16 protein-coding genes are annotated in these 14,171 nt (G+C 47.2%); 10 read left to right on the top strand and 6 right to left on the bottom strand.

Going from position 1 to position 14,171, the window contains the following annotated elements; all coding sequences use genetic code 11:
* Positions 1–27 precede the first annotated feature (27 nt).
* Positions 28–576 carry a DUF3592 domain-containing protein gene (locus ACI351_RS03020; protein ID WP_439733786.1) on the top strand — a complete coding sequence of 183 codons (549 nt, stop codon included), beginning with the start codon at positions 28–30 and terminating at the stop codon, positions 574–576.
* Between the two features lie 26 nt (positions 577–602).
* Positions 603–1,211 carry a hypothetical protein gene (locus ACI351_RS03015; protein WP_439733785.1) on the top strand — a complete coding sequence of 203 codons (609 nt, stop codon included), beginning with the start codon at positions 603–605 and terminating at the stop codon, positions 1,209–1,211.
* Between the two features lie 40 nt (positions 1,212–1,251).
* Here ACI351_RS03015 and ACI351_RS03010 read toward each other — a convergent pair whose 3' ends face one another.
* Positions 1,252–2,565, bottom strand: coding sequence for an ATP-dependent DNA helicase (locus ACI351_RS03010; protein ID WP_439733784.1), 1,314 nt, complete (start codon positions 2,563–2,565; stop codon positions 1,252–1,254).
* 71 nt (positions 2,566–2,636) lie between these two features.
* On the opposite strand from ACI351_RS03010, the gene zupT reads away from it, so the two are divergent.
* Complete coding sequence (zupT, locus tag ACI351_RS03005; RefSeq protein WP_439733783.1) at positions 2,637–3,410, top strand: zinc transporter ZupT; 774 nt, start codon at positions 2,637–2,639, stop codon at positions 3,408–3,410.
* Positions 3,411–3,458: 48 nt separating this feature from the next.
* Here the strand turns inward: zupT and ACI351_RS03000 are convergent, their stop codons facing one another.
* Positions 3,459–4,217 (bottom strand): hypothetical protein, encoded by a 759-nt coding sequence (locus tag ACI351_RS03000; protein ID WP_439733782.1) that lies wholly within the window; start codon positions 4,215–4,217, stop codon positions 3,459–3,461.
* Positions 4,218–4,279: 62 nt separating this feature from the next.
* On the opposite strand from ACI351_RS03000, the gene ACI351_RS02995 reads away from it, so the two are divergent.
* Positions 4,280–5,485, top strand: coding sequence for an aminopeptidase (locus ACI351_RS02995; RefSeq protein ID WP_439733781.1), 1,206 nt, complete (start codon positions 4,280–4,282; stop codon positions 5,483–5,485).
* Positions 5,486–5,598: 113 nt separating this feature from the next.
* Complete coding sequence (locus ACI351_RS02990; RefSeq protein ID WP_439733780.1) at positions 5,599–6,078, top strand: hypothetical protein; 480 nt, start codon at positions 5,599–5,601, stop codon at positions 6,076–6,078.
* Positions 6,079–6,273: 195 nt separating this feature from the next.
* Here ACI351_RS02990 and ACI351_RS02985 read toward each other — a convergent pair whose 3' ends face one another.
* From ACI351_RS02985 to ACI351_RS02975, 3 genes are all read right to left on the bottom strand, one after another.
* Positions 6,274–6,897, bottom strand: a complete 624-nt coding sequence (locus ACI351_RS02985; RefSeq protein WP_439733779.1) for an anaerobic ribonucleoside-triphosphate reductase activating protein — start codon at positions 6,895–6,897, stop codon at positions 6,274–6,276.
* A 28-nt stretch (positions 6,898–6,925) separates the two neighbouring features.
* Positions 6,926–7,147, bottom strand: a complete 222-nt coding sequence (gene nrdD, locus ACI351_RS02980) for an anaerobic ribonucleoside-triphosphate reductase (RefSeq protein ID WP_439733778.1) — start codon at positions 7,145–7,147, stop codon at positions 6,926–6,928.
* A gap of 154 nt (positions 7,148–7,301) precedes the next feature.
* Positions 7,302–9,362: a ribonucleoside triphosphate reductase gene (locus tag ACI351_RS02975; RefSeq protein WP_439733777.1), complete on the bottom strand. Its 2,061-nt coding sequence runs from the start codon at positions 9,360–9,362 to the stop codon at positions 7,302–7,304.
* Positions 9,363–9,797: 435 nt separating this feature from the next.
* On the opposite strand from ACI351_RS02975, the gene ACI351_RS02970 reads away from it, so the two are divergent.
* Entirely contained in the window at positions 9,798–10,052 is a 255-nt protein-coding gene (locus ACI351_RS02970) for a hypothetical protein (protein ID WP_439733776.1), read from the top strand.
* 46 nt (positions 10,053–10,098) lie between these two features.
* Here ACI351_RS02970 and ACI351_RS02965 read toward each other — a convergent pair whose 3' ends face one another.
* Positions 10,099–10,575: a TspO/MBR family protein gene (locus ACI351_RS02965; RefSeq protein WP_439733775.1), complete on the bottom strand. Its 477-nt coding sequence runs from the start codon at positions 10,573–10,575 to the stop codon at positions 10,099–10,101.
* Positions 10,576–10,702: 127 nt separating this feature from the next.
* Here ACI351_RS02965 and ACI351_RS02960 point away from each other — a divergent pair, with 127 nt between their 5' ends.
* The 4 genes from ACI351_RS02960 to ACI351_RS02945 are packed head-to-tail and all read left to right on the top strand — an operon-like array spanning position 10,703 to position 14,165.
* Positions 10,703–11,077: an acetyl-CoA carboxylase biotin carboxyl carrier protein gene (locus ACI351_RS02960; protein ID WP_439733774.1), complete on the top strand. Its 375-nt coding sequence runs from the start codon at positions 10,703–10,705 to the stop codon at positions 11,075–11,077.
* Positions 11,078–11,086: 9 nt separating this feature from the next.
* On the top strand, positions 11,087–12,481 hold the full coding sequence (accC, locus tag ACI351_RS02955) for an acetyl-CoA carboxylase biotin carboxylase subunit (protein WP_439733773.1): 1,395 nt from the start codon (positions 11,087–11,089) through the stop codon (positions 12,479–12,481).
* Positions 12,465–12,929, top strand: coding sequence for a D-glycero-beta-D-manno-heptose 1-phosphate adenylyltransferase (gene rfaE2, locus ACI351_RS02950; RefSeq protein ID WP_439733772.1), 465 nt, complete (start codon positions 12,465–12,467; stop codon positions 12,927–12,929). Before accC ends, rfaE2 begins: the two co-directional genes overlap by 17 nt.
* A gap of 45 nt (positions 12,930–12,974) precedes the next feature.
* The gene (locus tag ACI351_RS02945; RefSeq protein WP_439733771.1) at positions 12,975–14,165 is read left to right on the top strand and encodes an aminotransferase class I/II-fold pyridoxal phosphate-dependent enzyme; all 1,191 of its coding nucleotides are present in this window, start codon (positions 12,975–12,977) and stop codon (positions 14,163–14,165) included.
* The last annotated feature ends 6 nt before the right edge of the window (positions 14,166–14,171 follow it).

The raw sequence follows: 14,171 nt of genomic DNA, 5'->3' as shown, positions 1-14,171 counted from the left end.
AGCGGGGCTTTTTGTTATACTGTAACTATGGAAAAAATAATTTTAACGGGGATTTTTGTTCTGCTTGCCGTATCGTTTGCGTGGGGCGGCGTGTCGTTGTACCGTCAGGCAAAACTGCGCGGGGAAAGAGCGGGCTGCGTGTGTTTATTGTGTTTTTTATCATCGTTTGTCTGCGGCGTTTTTGTGGCTAGACAATTTCCGATGGAAACCATAGGAGCCCTTTTTGCCGCAGTGGGCGGAGTTTCTTTTTGGAAGGAATATCGCTTTTTTAAACGCGCGATTATTGTGCACGGCGTGGTAACGGGGGTTAGCGGGCGGATCCCCGGCAGTCGAGAGGCCGTGTATGCGCCTGTCGTACAGTTTGAATTTGACGGACAAGTCCGTCAGGTAACGGGAACAACTTATTCTTCTTTCAAACCCAAAACAGGAACGCCGATGAAGGTGGGCGTGAATCCGCAAAATATAGAGGATGCGCGGGTATACCAAAAATCCGGCCTAATCCTTACTGCTGTAACGGCTGTTTTAGGGATAGTTTTGCTTATTATTGCGGTACATTCACACATAGCCGGAATATAAAAATAATGCGGGGGTAAAACGGTACTATGGATACATTTACAATTTTATTTGCAACGGTTGTTATTATTTTTGTGGCTGCACCATTGGTGGTGTGCGGTGTGTTTCTGCCTCGTTATATGAGGAAGATGCGTGAAGGAAGGATGGATACCTTGTATACGAGTGGTGACAAAGTGTTTATCTTGGCGCTTGCTGTTGCAGTTTGCTGGCTGTATAATCATTTTCCCCAGGAGACGATCGGCCTTTGTTGTGCTGTTTTGGGTGGTTATTACTTGTGGGAGGGGTACCGGTTTTTTACCCGCTCGGTTATGGCGGACGGCGTGATAACAGATTATAGGATCAGCTCGTCCTTGTTTAACTTTAGAAAAATGTATATACCCATTGTACAAGTTGTATTTAAGGGGCAAGTTCTTAAAACAGAGGTATGGAGAGGAATGCACTACTACACAAAGCCTAAAATAGGAAAAACGGTAAAGGTGGGTATAGACCCCGATTTTTGCCCAATACCCCGGGAAAATATAGGACCGTTGGAAAAAGTAAAAAATATGAGATCTGTACGGATATACGACATATCCCAAAGGATAATCTTTTTGTTCTTCTATGTAGCGGGAATGGCTGTATTGTTAAGCGCTATTTAGCGGCCCTTGGCTGCATCTCCCGCATTTTCATTGGAACATTTTATGCCGGAACGCGGTTGCCGCGGACGTATTCAAAGAATTGTTTTACGCGCGCATCGCACAATACGTCGCGTACCATAATATCTTTTTTGAGGTGTACGCCGGAGAGCGTGCGGCAGCGGCTCAGCGCCACATACGTCTGCCCCGTAGCGAACGCGCCGCGGCCGATATCCAAATAAATGTTGTCAAACGTCAGCCCCTGCGATTTGTGAATTGTAATCGCCCACGCCAGTTTCAGCGGATATTGTTTAAAAAATCCTTTTACGTTCGGTTCCAGTTTTTGCGTCAGCGGATTAAATTCGTATTTGACGTCCTCCCACACGTGCGGTTCCACTTTATACACACAGCCTTTTAATTCCACTTTAATAAAATCCGGCCCCAAGTCGTACACGGTGCCGATGTCCCCGTTTACCCAGTCGTCGTCGTTGACAAGCATCATAATCTTTGCGCCTTTTTTGAGTTTTAATACCTGTTCGGCGGGGGGCGTTTTCTTTTGAAAAGACTCGTCCGCCGCGGCGTTATATGTAAATTCTTCGCCGGAGAGCATAGACAAATAATGCAGATTCCGCCAAGAGGCTTCGCGGTTGGTGGGGGATAAAATAATGCAGTTTTCAAAATTTTCGGGCAACTCAAACGTTTTGTGCGTGTTGAGCAGCGCGTCCAGTTCCGGCTGGGTCACGCGGCCTTCGCGGATGAGGTTGAGCAGCCGCGCAAACTCCGGATCCGCTTTTTGGCGGAAGATACGTTTAAGTTCAAATACTTCCGTCGGCAGGCGGCGCAGGACGTGCGCTTCAAAAAAGTACGGGCTGGGATAAACCTGCCGGAAATAATCAAACAGTCCGCCGGAAGCCTGTTCTTCTACGGGCGGAAGTTGAAATAAATCGCCGAATAATACGATTTTTTTGCCGCCGAACGGTTCGTCCGAATGGGTGGAGATTTGGAGGATATGGTCAATCGCGTCCAAGAGGTCGGCGCGGAGCATAGATGCTTCGTCGATAATAATGGTGTCCACCGCGTCCACCGTTTTGCGCGGGAGACGTTTTAGGTTTTCTTTGTCAAGCAAGTTGCCCGGTTTTAAATGGAAAAATGAGTGGACGGTCTGGCCGCGCACATTGATGGCCGCCAGCCCCGTGGTAGCCAATACGACGGTATTTTGCGCCGAATGTTCGGCAAAATACCTAAGGAGCGTGGTTTTCCCCGTGCCCGCGCGGCCCGTGATAAAAATGAGCGGTTTAACCGGCGGCTGCGCCTCCAGTAAGGCTAGCGCGTCTTTAAATTCATCCGTTAAAATAATGGGGGATTCGTTAGCGGACATACTTTATTATAGCAATTCGGGAATAATCTTTTTAGTTGAGCGGTGCGTTTAATTTTCTCTATAATATACCTATGGAACATTCGGTACTTGTTGCGTTGTTTTTAAGTTTTTTGGCCGGAGCCGCCACTTCCGTGGGCGGACTCCTTGCGTTTGTCATCAAAAAGGAAAATCTGTCCGCGCTTTCGCTGGGGCTTGGGTTTTCAGCAGGCGTGATGATTTACGTATCGTTTATGGAAATTCTGCCGCAGGCCTCGGAGTCGTTATCGGCTGTGTACGGCGGAAAGACGGGCGAGTGGCTTAGTACGGGGATTTTTTTCGGCGGGATTGTGCTGGCGTGGCTGATTGATACGCTGCTGCCGTCACATCACGTGGAAGAACATACCCTGGATCAGTCTGCCAAGTTAAAACATTTGGGTTTGTTTACCGCGCTGGCGCTGGCCGTTCACAATTTTCCCGAAGGGCTTGCCACATTTATGGCGTCTATGAAAGACGCCACCCTCGGCGTATCTATCGCCGCGGCGGTGGCGATTCACAACATTCCGGAAGGGGTGGCCGTCGCGCTGCCCGTTTATCACTCTACAGGCTCGCGTTCCAAGGCGTTTTGGTACAGCGCGCTTTCCGGTATGGCTGAGCCCGTAGGTGCGCTGCTGGGGTTTTTACTGCTGCGGTCGCTCCTTGGAGAGCGGGCGTTTGGCGTGATGTTTGCCCTCATTGCGGGAATTATGATTTATATTTCTTTAGACGAACTACTTCCCACCGCGCACGAGTATGGCGAAGGACATAAAGTCATTTGGGGCGTTTTGGGCGGAATGATGATTATGGCACTTTCGTTGCTTCTTTTTTAATAAAAAAAGCTCCCGTTTTTGGCGGGAGCTTTTTCATTTTAGATCAACTTAAAAAATCAGCGGCGCAAACCAAAACGAAATAATCATACCCAGCGAATAACTGGTAACATTCATTACTGTGCTGAGTATCAGTGCGTCTTTTATGGGCATTTTGTGCGGATTCATTAAGCGTATAATTACCGCTTCCGCAAGCAGGCAGAACAGCCACAGTAACGCCGTTTCTTTTACAAATTGTACAAAAAGCAGCCACGCTGCCGCGGTGGACAATACATTGCTAATCGCTACGCTGTACAAGATAGTAAACGGTTTTTGCGTGTACATCAAATAAGCCAGTGCGGCCAGTATTTCAAGCAGTAAAATAATAACGAGCGATACCCAAGCGTCTGTGCGTGCCCAGGCAGGTGTTTCGGACAGGACTTCCGCCGGTTCCACTGTTAACGAATCGTTCCCTACATATACGTTGAAGCGGGAACGCAACGAATCGGGCGCGGGGAAAATGTTACTTTCACGTTTCGTGCCGTCCGCAAATGCGATAATCAATTTCTGAAAATTATCGTATTCATACGCCACGGAAGTGCACGCTCCCGCCCCGCAGTACAGTTTTTGAATCCCGTAATGCCCCAGCGGCGCGCTTTGGATGCATTGGTTGTCGGCACATTGGATTTGCTCGCTGTGCAGCGGGTCAATCAGCGGTTTTGCTTGCGTATTATAAATAAAGGAAAATTCCATTTCCGGTTTAGGCGATACATTGGCCCACAGCGGGGAACAGGCGCAGAAAAGTAATATAAAAGCCAATAATTTTTTCATTTTTTTACCCGATAGTCTTTATTTTGTATTATAACATTAATACCAGTAGAGGGGGAACGGAAATGTTTTTGACCAAAACGCAAAATGAAAAATATGCCGATGTAATGATTTGGGCCCTGCAAACGGCCCGCCGCAACGGAAAATTTAAAAAGTACGATTCCGTTTTACTGCGTACGGATACGGCCGCCTTGCCTTTGGCGGAAGCTATTTATAAAAAATTAATCGCTGCGCGGTTTAACGTCATCACCCGCATTAACGCGCCGGAGGCTTTTTCCAAGGCGTTTTATACAAACGCGGACGACAAACAATTATCGTTTATCTCGGCAGGCGAAAAAGAATTTCAAGGCGGTATCAACGGACTGATTTCACTGCGCGCGCCGGAAGATTTGACGCATTTAAAAGACGTGAGTCCCGCGCGTATCGCCAAAAGCGCGGTGGCGCATAAACCCTTGCGTGAAATTTTGGACGTACGCGAACAGCAGGGGCTTTTTTCTTGGACGCTGTGCAACTATCCTACGGAAGAACTTGCCAAGCGCGCGGGGTTGACCGCCAAAGAGTACGCCGGCCAAATCGCCCGGGCGTGCTTTTTGAACGAAAAAGATCCCGTTAAAAAATGGAAAGAAGTTACCAAACAAATTACCGAAATCGGCAAGTGGCTGTCCTCGCTGCCGGTTGAAACACTGCGCGTGGAGTCGGCGCATATGGATTTGGAAGTATTATTGGGCGAAAAACGCAAATTTATTGCAGGGGGCGGGTGCAATGTGCCGTCTTTTGAAATTTTTACCTCGCCCGACTGGCGCGGTACGCGCGGCGTGTATTTTGCCGACTTGTCGTCCTACCGCAGCGGCAATTATGTGCGCGGCGTAAAGCTGGAATTTAAAAACGGCCGCGCCGTTAAGGCGGACGCCGAACAGGGCGGCGAGTTTGTACGTAAAATGTTGGCAATGGACCGCGGCGCGGCGCAAATCGGCGAGTTTTCGCTGACAGACCGCCGTTTTTCCAAAATCACCAAATTTATGGCCGATATTCTTTATGACGAAAATTTCGGCGGCAAATACGGCAACTGCCACGTGGCTGTGGGCGCGAGCTATGCCGATACATATTCCGGCCCACAGAGCCAATTAGATAGAAAACTTAAAGAAAAACTCGGTTTTAATGATTCTTCCTTGCATTGGGATTTGATTAATACCGAAGATAAAACGGTCACTGCCCGCTTGAAAGATGGTTCCAAACGCATGGTGTATGAAAAGGGGCAGTTTAAATACTAGGTCCCAGACAGGACCCAAAAGGCCATAGGTCTTTAGACCCTTGTCGCAGACGGATTGATTTCTTACACTAAATATATAAGCAAAGAATTTTTGTATCACACAAGGAGACGAGTATGAAAAAACTATTGGTGATGTTACTGGCCTTGACAGTATTGGGATTGCCGGCTTTTGCCCAAACATCGGCTGCTGGCAAGGATCCTGTGAATACTGCGTACAGAAAAGTGGCACAGGCCGTGTTCGATACCCAAGACGAAATTGCTAAAGGAAAAGAGGCTGTATTAAACAGTTTAAAATACTTCCGTAAAGTGACGGAAGAAAGAAAAGAATTTAACGGTTCTTTTTCCCTGCAGGATATGATGTCTTTAATGGATAGTTATTTGGATTTGTACAGTAAATCTCAGGCGGCGGCGCTGTCCTTGAATGAAGAAATTAACAAGCCCATTAAAGCGGGTTGGGGCAGCACAGTAACTATTCCTCAGTTGATTAGAGATAATATCCAATACGTATTCCCAGGGACTTCTACGGCGGATGATTTGGACACATTTGAATTTCTGTTATGCAAGAAACCGGAAAAACCGGCCAGCCAAAAATAAAGGTCTTATTCACAAGCCGCAGTAATTTTAAATAAATATCCCCGAAGCAAGAACCTCGGGGATATTTTTTGGGGTATCATCTGCGGGCAACCGATCACTCGTGTTTTGAGCAATCTTTTAAGTTAGAATAACAGGAAAAATCAAGGTATCAAGAATAAGAAAAGAAACAAGAGGTTTTAATAGCTACACTACAAGTTAAATCTCTTTATGCAGCACTTTCAACGCGGTTTTTTCTTTGGCAACGGGCAGACATTCCTGTACGCGGTAGTTTTTGCCGTTGAAACATTGGGTAATGACAGAAATGTCCGCGTCCGTTAACACTTCTTTATCGTAGGTGGTGCGGAATTCGTATTCTAACCCGCTTTGACGGATGAGATCGATAGACTGTTTCAACACTTCCGGATTAAAATCTACGCCGGTAATCAGCGCATATTTTTCCAGCGGCGCCTTAATGTCCATTGCAATATAATCCAGTAATTTGGCATCTAAAAGCTGCCGCAGCATTTCCGGACGGGTGCCGTTGGTGTCCAGCTTGGTGGCATAACCCATTGCTTTTAAATCAGTTAGAAATTGGGGTAAGTCTTCGTGCAGGGTAGGTTCCCCGCCAGATACAACAACGCCTTCCAAGGTGCCTTGGCGGCGTTTTAAAAAGGAATAGATTTCTTCTTTGGCAACGGGTTCGGAAAACAGGTGCGGATAAACCAGTTCCGGATTGTGGCAGTAGCGGCAGCGGAAGTTGCACCCTTGGGTAAACACCACTGCGGCCGGCCGGCCCGGAAAGTCTATTAACGTGAATTTAATCAGTCCGCCTATTTTCATCCGAACACCGTTGCGTGAAAGTATAAGCTTATTTGTCGCTGGCGCATTCACAGCCGCAGCCGCAGGAGCCGACGGTCATCGTTTTGCGCATCGCAAATTCTTCTTTTTTGCCTTTGTTCCAGTTCTGTACGGGGCGCAGGTAACCGACTACGCGGGAGTACACTTCGCATTTGGAACCGTGCGTTTCGTTCATTTCCTGTTTGAGTTCGGAAATTTTGTTTTCAATGGCTTGTTTTTCTTGAGCGGTCATAAGGTTTCTCCTAATTGATAATTTGTTGGGTTGAAAGTGTGCGGGTCCGTGAAAACCCGTACTTTTATTATGGCACTTTGCGGGTGCGTATTCAACCTCTTTTTTTGGTTATTTTAACCGTTAAAAATAACCAAAAAAAGTAATCAGTGAAGAACTATTTGCTGTAGAGCTGTTCTTCCAAAAGTTTTACTTTGCGTTCCAGTTCCTGCATCCGTTCGGCTTTACACTTGGGACATTCAAAATGTTCGCCTTCGATGTAGCCGCATTTGGGGCAGACGCTGAACGTGGGCGTGATAGAGAAGTACGGCAAGGTGTATTTCTCGCATACGGTTTTGATGAATTTCTTCATCGCTTCCAGATTTTTAATCTTTTCGCCGGTAAAGATGTGCTGTACCGTTCCGCCGGTGTATTTGGACTGGATGGTGCTTTGCAAATCCAGCATTTCAAACACGTCGTCCGTGTAGTTTACGGGCAGCTGCGAAGAGTTAGTGTAGAAAGGCTGGTGTCCTTGTTGATACAATTCTTCGTTGGCGCAGATAATTTCGGGAAATCTTTCTTTGTCCAGCTTTGCCAAACGGTAAGAAGTACCTTCGGCGGGCGTGGCTTCCAAATTATAATTGTTGCCGGTTTCTTCCTGAAATTTAACAAGTGTTTCGCGCATAAACGTCAGCACTTTTTCGGCAAAAGCTTTTCCTTTTTCGGTACCGATGTCCTCTCCAATCAGGTTGACGGCCGCTTCGTTAAGGCCTACGAGCCCGATAGTGGAGAAGTGGTTTTTCCAGTATTCGTTAAAGCGCTGGCGCACGGAGCGCAGATAGAAACTCATATACGGATACAGGTTGCCTTTGGTAAATCGTTCAATCACTTTACGCTTGATTTCCAAGCTGCTCTTGGCTACTTCCATACGGTTCTTCAAATTGGCGAAAAATTCGTCTTCGGTTTTGGACAAATAGCCAAGGCGCGGCAAATTGATGGTTACTACGCCGATGGAACCCGTTAGGGGGGCGGAACCAAACAGTCCGCCGCCGCGTTTTCTCAGCTCGCGGTTATCAATACGTAAACGGCAGCACATCGAGCGGGCATCCTCGGGGTTCATGTCGGAGTTGATAAAGTTGGCAAAGTACGGAATACCGTATTTAGCCGTCATTTCCCACAGCGGGGTAAGTTTAGGGTTGTCCCAGTCGAAATCTTTGGTAATGTTATACGTCGGAATCGGGAACGTAAAAACGCGGCCCTTGGCGTCGCCTGCCAGCATAACTTCGCAGAAAGCGCGGTTGAGCATATCCATTTCCTCTTGGAACTCGCCGTACGTTTTGTCCTGTAGTTTGCCGCCGATGATGACGGGCTGGTCTTTATAATAAGAGGGTACTGTTAAATCAAGCGTCAGGTTAGTAAACGGTGTTTGAAACCCCACGCGGGTGGGCACATTTACATTAAATAAAAATTCCTGTAAGGCTTGTTTGACTTCATCATAAGTCAGTTGGTCGTAATAGATAAACGGAGCCAACAGGGTATCGAAGTTGCTAAACGCCTGAGCGCCGGCGCTTTCGCCTTGGAGCGTATAGAAAAAGTTGACTACTTGTCCGAGTGCGGTGCGCAGGTGTTTGGCGGGCTTGCTTTCGGCTTTTCCGACGACGCCCGTAAAACCGCTGAGGAGTAAATCCTGCAAATCCCAACCCACGCAGTAGGCTCCCAACAGGCCCAAATCGTGCAAGTGAAAATCTCCTTCTGAGTGCATCCGCTTTACGTTATCCGGATAAATTTTATTAAGCCAGTACACTTTGCTGATTTCAGAAGAAATATAGTTGTTCAAGCCCTGAAGCGAATATCCCATATTGCTGTTTTCGTTTACCTGCCAATCGATTTTTTGCAAATACTGGTCCACCAAATCCACATTGAATTTAGAGGTAATTTCGCGCATACGGGCGTGCTGGTCGCGGTACAAGATATAAGCTTTGGCCGTTTTGTGGTAGTTAGACGTTAACAATACATCCTCCACAATATCCTGCACGTTCTCCACATTGGGGACGGTATCAGAGTAAAGCTGTTGGATAATGTTAATTGCGCGGATGGTCAGTTTTTTTGCGGTTTCCGCGTCAAATTCTCCGGTGGAGTCGGCGGCTTTGGCAATAGCTTTTGTAATTTTTTTAGAATCAAAACGTTGTGTGGTACCGTCTCTTTTGACGATATGGGTAATTACTTCAGAGTTTTCCATAATTAAGTTCCTGATCGAGATATTAGCCGCAGGAAAAAATAAACGGCTTTTAAAATTTTGACAAAATCCAACCTAAAATGCAAATCACGTCTAAGCAGGTGAACTTTGAAACAACCGGATTTTTTAGTCTTCGTCGGAAAAAGCAAGTTGTTTTAACATCCGGCGGGCGCACGCGGCGGCTTTTTCTTATTAGTAATTATTACTAATAATATAGAAGCTGTCAATTTTTTTTTGGACCTATAAAAATAATGGTTAAAAAATAAGTAATTTTTAGGCAAAAAATATTTTTTGATGCTATCATCAAATATTTTAATTTGGCCGAAAAAAATATTTCCCGAAGGAAAATCTCCTTTTTCTGTGCGTTCTAACCCTCTTTTGGGGTTGACGGCGCGCGGGTGAAACTGGTTTAATTAAAAAAGAAGGAAAGGGGGGGTTATGGACTTTTACCAATGGTGTGTACTTGTTGCGGTAGCAACGTTTGTTGTGCTGGCGGTGTTTGCAGTGCGCGCTCTCTTGCAGATTACGCGCACGGCCGAAGCTGTGGAATATCTGGCGGTAACTACTGCCGAGAATGTGGAGAAAACGAAAGGTGCGTTTAGTCTGATTGAAAACGTATCCTCTTTGTTAGATTCTTCTTTTTATAAAGCAATGAAACTGGGTATTGATTTAGTCCGGCGTATCCGCAAGTAATGCTTTGGTTAGTTTAAAAAGCCCGCTTTTGGCGGGCTTTTTCGTTTTAAGGGTTAAGCAGCCAAAAACCCATATTTAAATAAGCCGCGTAAGCCAGCCATAATCCATACGGTAGAAGCAGTATCCCCGCCGACCGGCTGGCACGCCAGAAAGCGTAGGCAAGCCATATCCCCTGTATAAGCATAGCCGCAAGCAGCAGTAAAGCTGTTCCCGTTAAGTGCAGTCCAAAGAACAGTGGTGTCCAACAGGCGTTTAACAATAATTGCGTCCAAAACGGGAATAGTGCTTTTTGGGCATTTTTCCCGCTTAAGTTTTTAAAAACCAAAAAGGCAGCTGTTCCCAACAAAAGATATAATACAGCCCAAGCCAAACCAAAAATTGCATCCGGCGGGGTGAGTAGCGGACGATTTAACGCGTGGTACCAATCCAAATTTTGCTGTACCACGGAGGAACTCGTCAAGCTTGGCAACTGGCAGATAGCCAGCCAAAAAAGTAAGATCAATGTTTGCTTTACTGTTTTCATACAGACAGTATAACAGCTGTTTTTCTCCGTCCAAACAGAAAAACGGGTTAGACGTTTAGTAGCGGCTCAGGCTTAAAAATGGTAAAATAATTTCAATTATATTTCTATCTTTATATCCGAGGATTTTATGGACACCAAACTCATTACGGAAATTACCGGCTGGCTGAAAACCACCGACTTGGCCGAATTTTGCTACGAAAAAGACGGCGACTGTATTGAAGTGAAAACGAAAGAAGCGCTTCCGGATCCCGCCCATTTTGAATGTTCCCTTACGGCGGTAACGGCCCCTGCAGTCGGCATTTACCGCGCAGCGGACAAAGGCAAAAACCTGGTTCTAAAAGAAGGCCAGACCGTAAAAGAGGGCGACGTGCTGGGTTTGGTGGAAACCGTCTCTCAAAAACATAAAATTACCGCTCCTTTAAGCGGTAAACTCCGCGTAGTAACCGCGCAGGACGGCGCGCCCGTGGAATTCGGCTTGCCGCTTTTCTTTATTGAAAAATAGGAACCGTCTATGGCCGCTGAAATCAAAATTACTCCTTTTAAGAAAGTTTTAATCGCCAATCGCGGCGAAATTGCCCTGCGTGTGATTCGCACGCTTAAAGAAATGGGCATCAAGTCTGTTGCTATTTATTCGGAAGCGGACCGCAGTTCGATGCACGTACGTATGGCTGACGAGGCCGTTTGTATAGGTGCCGCTCCGTCGCCCCTTAGCTATTTGAATATTGATGCCATTGTTACCGCCGGCAAAATTACCGGTGCGGACGCAGTACATCCGGGATACGGTTTTTTGTCTGAAAATGCGGACTTTGCCCAAGCCGTTGCCAAGGCCGGTATGACGTTTATCGGGCCGACTGCCAAAGCTATTGAAATGCTGGGCGTCAAATCCACCGCGCGCGAAATCGCCGTTAAAGCCGGCGTGCCGATAACCCCTGGGTCTGACGGCGTAGTAGGCAAGAATTTCCGCGAAGTGGCCCGCAAAATTGGTTTCCCGATTATGATTAAAGCTTCTTTGGGAGGCGGCGGCAAAGGTATGCGCGCGTGTCTGAAAGAAGAAGATTTGGAACGTATGATGAAAACCGCACAGGGCGAAGCCAAAGCCAATTTCGGCGACGACCGCGTGTATTTTGAAAAACTTGTTTTAAATCCGCGCCATATTGAAGTACAAGTGGCGGGCGACAATTACGGCAACGTCGTGGCGTTTGCCGAGCGCGACTGCAGTATGCAGCGCCGCCACCAGAAACTGGTGGAAGAATCCCCGTCTCCGTTTGTGGACGAAAAAACGCGTGCCAAACTGCGCGAAGCCGCGTGTAAACTTGTCAAAGCCGCCAAATACCGCGGTGTGGGTACGGTGGAATTTTTGATGGCGCAAAATAAAGAATTTTATTTTATGGAAGTCAATACGCGCCTTCAGGTGGAACATCCGGTAACGGAATCCGTCTGCGGGCAGGATCTTGTTAAAATGCAAATCCAAATCGCACAAGGAGAACCGCTTCATATCACGCAGGAAGAAGCCTCTGTGATTAAATGCCACGCCATTGAGCACCGCATTAATGCCGAGGACAGCGAACGTAACTTTATGCCTTGCCCCGGGACTATTGAAGAGTGGATTCCCGCTGGCGGGTTGGGCGTGCGCGTAGACAGCCATATCTATACGGGATACACAATTCCCAGCTATTACGATAGTTTAATTGCCAAGCTGATTGTTACCGCACCCGACCGCGCGCATTTGCTGGAGCGCAGCCGCCGCTGTTTGGGCGAATTCCAAATCGGCGGAGTCAAAACGACGATTCCGTTCCATCAAAAAATCGTCAATAACCCCGATTTTATTGACGGCAATATGGACACGGGGCTTATAGAACGTATGATGGCCGCGGAAAAGGAAGAGATCGGTGAAAGCAAAAAATAAAATTTTGGGCCCGCGTTTGCTTAAAAAATTTGTGGACGAACAACGTGCCGCCGGAAAGAAAATTGTATTTACGAACGGATGTTTTGATATCCTTCACGCCGGACACGTAAGCGTGCTGGAATTTTCCCGTGCCAAAGGAGACGTGCTGATCGTGGGTATGAATAGCGACGCATCTGTGCGCCGCCTAAAAGGCCCCACGAGACCGGTCAATACGCAGGCTGACCGCGCGCTTGTGTTAGCTTCGCTAGAGAGCGTATCCGCCGTTAGTATTTTTGAAGAAGATACGCCGTACAATTTAATTAAGCTCGTCCGGCCGGACGTGCTGGTTAAAGGCGGGGATTATAAACTGTCGGAAATCGTAGGAAGAGAATTTGCAAAAAAAGTGGTGCGTTTTGCGCTGTTAAAAGGGCGTTCCACTACTAATATTATTAAAAAGGTAAGTAAATAACCCTCGGGGCTTGGGTTCCGATGGTTGCGCCGAAAGGATAAAAATATGTCTGATATTTTTGAGAAATGCAGAAATTTCAAAGACGCTAAAATCGCTATGCGTATGGGGATTTACGGCTATTTCCAACCGATTGAATCCGCGCAAGGCCCCGAAATTGTGTTAGGCGGAAAGACCTATATTATGGCGGGTTCCAACAATTATTTGGGATTAGCCAATGATCCCGAAATGAAAAAAGCCGCCAGTGATGCCGCCCTTAAATACGGTTCCGGCGTGGCGGGTTCGCGCTTTTTAAATGGCAATACCAAGGCGCTCGACGAATTGGAACAGCGCATCGCTAAATTTAAACGCAAAGAAGCGGGACTTATTTTCTCCACCGGATATCAGATGAACTTGGGCGTGGTAGGGTGCCTGCTTAAAAAAGGTGATTATGCGATTGTAGACAAGTTGGACCACGCCAGCATTTTGGACGGCGTTAAACTTTCCGATGGTGAAATGGTTCGTTTTAAACACAACGATATGGCAGATTTGGAACGTGTAATTTCCAAACTGCCCGAAGAAGCCGGAAAATTGATTATTGTTGACGGCGTATTTAGTATGGAAGGGGATATCTGTCCGCTGCCGGAAATCGTTAAAATCGGCAAGAAATACGGCGCGCGTATTATTGTGGACGATGCGCACGCAACGGGCATTTTGGGTAAAACGGGCCGCGGCACCTGCGAATATTTCGGTCTTGAAAACGGCGAAGTGGATCTTGTGGTCGGCACCTGTTCTAAAACCTTTGCTACCGTCGGCGGTTTTGTAGTGGGCGATGCGGATATTATCCATTACATCCGCCATAATGCCCGTAGCCAGATTTTTTCCGCCGCTTTGCCGCCCGCTTCTGTGGCGTCCATTTCCAAGGCGCTGGAACTTATCGAGAACGACACCTCCCGCCGCGATAATCTTTTCCGCTTGACTGATAAACTTAAAAAAGGTCTGCGCGAACTGGGGTATGACCTTGGCCACAGCACGACTCCCGTGATACCCGTGCACGTGGGCAGCAACGAAAACTGCTTTAAAATGTGGAAAGCACTGCACGAGTTGGGGATTTTTTCAAACCCTGTTGTCAGTCCCGCGGTTCCTCCCGGGCAGGCGCTGATGCGTTTGACACTGATGGCAACGCATACCGATGAACACGTTAGTAAAATTGTTGACGCCTTTGCCCAAGCGGGCCGTATGGTCGGCGTGATTAAATAGTTTCTA

Origin of the sequence: Candidatus Avelusimicrobium sp. (assembly GCF_051874775.1) — a bacterium.
Lineage (GTDB): Bacteria > Elusimicrobiota > Elusimicrobia > Elusimicrobiales > Elusimicrobiaceae > Avelusimicrobium.
Note: the sequence above shows the minus strand (reverse complement) of the source record. Positions and strands in the feature narration are given on the sequence as shown.

Excerpts from the sequence above, each read along its gene's own strand:
- ACI351_RS03020 (WP_439733786.1), top strand. The coding sequence starts at position 28 with ATGGAAAAAATAATTTTAACGGGGATTTTTGTTCTGCTTGCCGTATCG.
- ACI351_RS03015 (WP_439733785.1), top strand. The coding sequence starts at position 603 with ATGGATACATTTACAATTTTATTTGCAACGGTTGTTATTATTTTTGTG.
- ACI351_RS03010 (WP_439733784.1), bottom strand. The coding sequence starts at position 2,565 with ATGTCCGCTAACGAATCCCCCATTATTTTAACGGATGAATTTAAAGAC.
- zupT (WP_439733783.1), top strand. The coding sequence starts at position 2,637 with ATGGAACATTCGGTACTTGTTGCGTTGTTTTTAAGTTTTTTGGCCGGA.
- ACI351_RS03000 (WP_439733782.1), bottom strand. The coding sequence starts at position 4,217 with ATGAAAAAATTATTGGCTTTTATATTACTTTTCTGCGCCTGTTCCCCG.
- ACI351_RS02995 (WP_439733781.1), top strand. The coding sequence starts at position 4,280 with ATGTTTTTGACCAAAACGCAAAATGAAAAATATGCCGATGTAATGATT.
- ACI351_RS02990 (WP_439733780.1), top strand. The coding sequence starts at position 5,599 with ATGAAAAAACTATTGGTGATGTTACTGGCCTTGACAGTATTGGGATTG.
- ACI351_RS02985 (WP_439733779.1), bottom strand. The coding sequence starts at position 6,897 with ATGAAAATAGGCGGACTGATTAAATTCACGTTAATAGACTTTCCGGGC.
- nrdD (WP_439733778.1), bottom strand. The coding sequence starts at position 7,147 with ATGACCGCTCAAGAAAAACAAGCCATTGAAAACAAAATTTCCGAACTC.
- ACI351_RS02975 (WP_439733777.1), bottom strand. The coding sequence starts at position 9,362 with ATGGAAAACTCTGAAGTAATTACCCATATCGTCAAAAGAGACGGTACC.
- ACI351_RS02970 (WP_439733776.1), top strand. The coding sequence starts at position 9,798 with ATGGACTTTTACCAATGGTGTGTACTTGTTGCGGTAGCAACGTTTGTT.
- ACI351_RS02965 (WP_439733775.1), bottom strand. The coding sequence starts at position 10,575 with ATGAAAACAGTAAAGCAAACATTGATCTTACTTTTTTGGCTGGCTATC.
- ACI351_RS02960 (WP_439733774.1), top strand. The coding sequence starts at position 10,703 with ATGGACACCAAACTCATTACGGAAATTACCGGCTGGCTGAAAACCACC.
- accC (WP_439733773.1), top strand. The coding sequence starts at position 11,087 with ATGGCCGCTGAAATCAAAATTACTCCTTTTAAGAAAGTTTTAATCGCC.
- ACI351_RS02945 (WP_439733771.1), top strand. The coding sequence starts at position 12,975 with ATGTCTGATATTTTTGAGAAATGCAGAAATTTCAAAGACGCTAAAATC.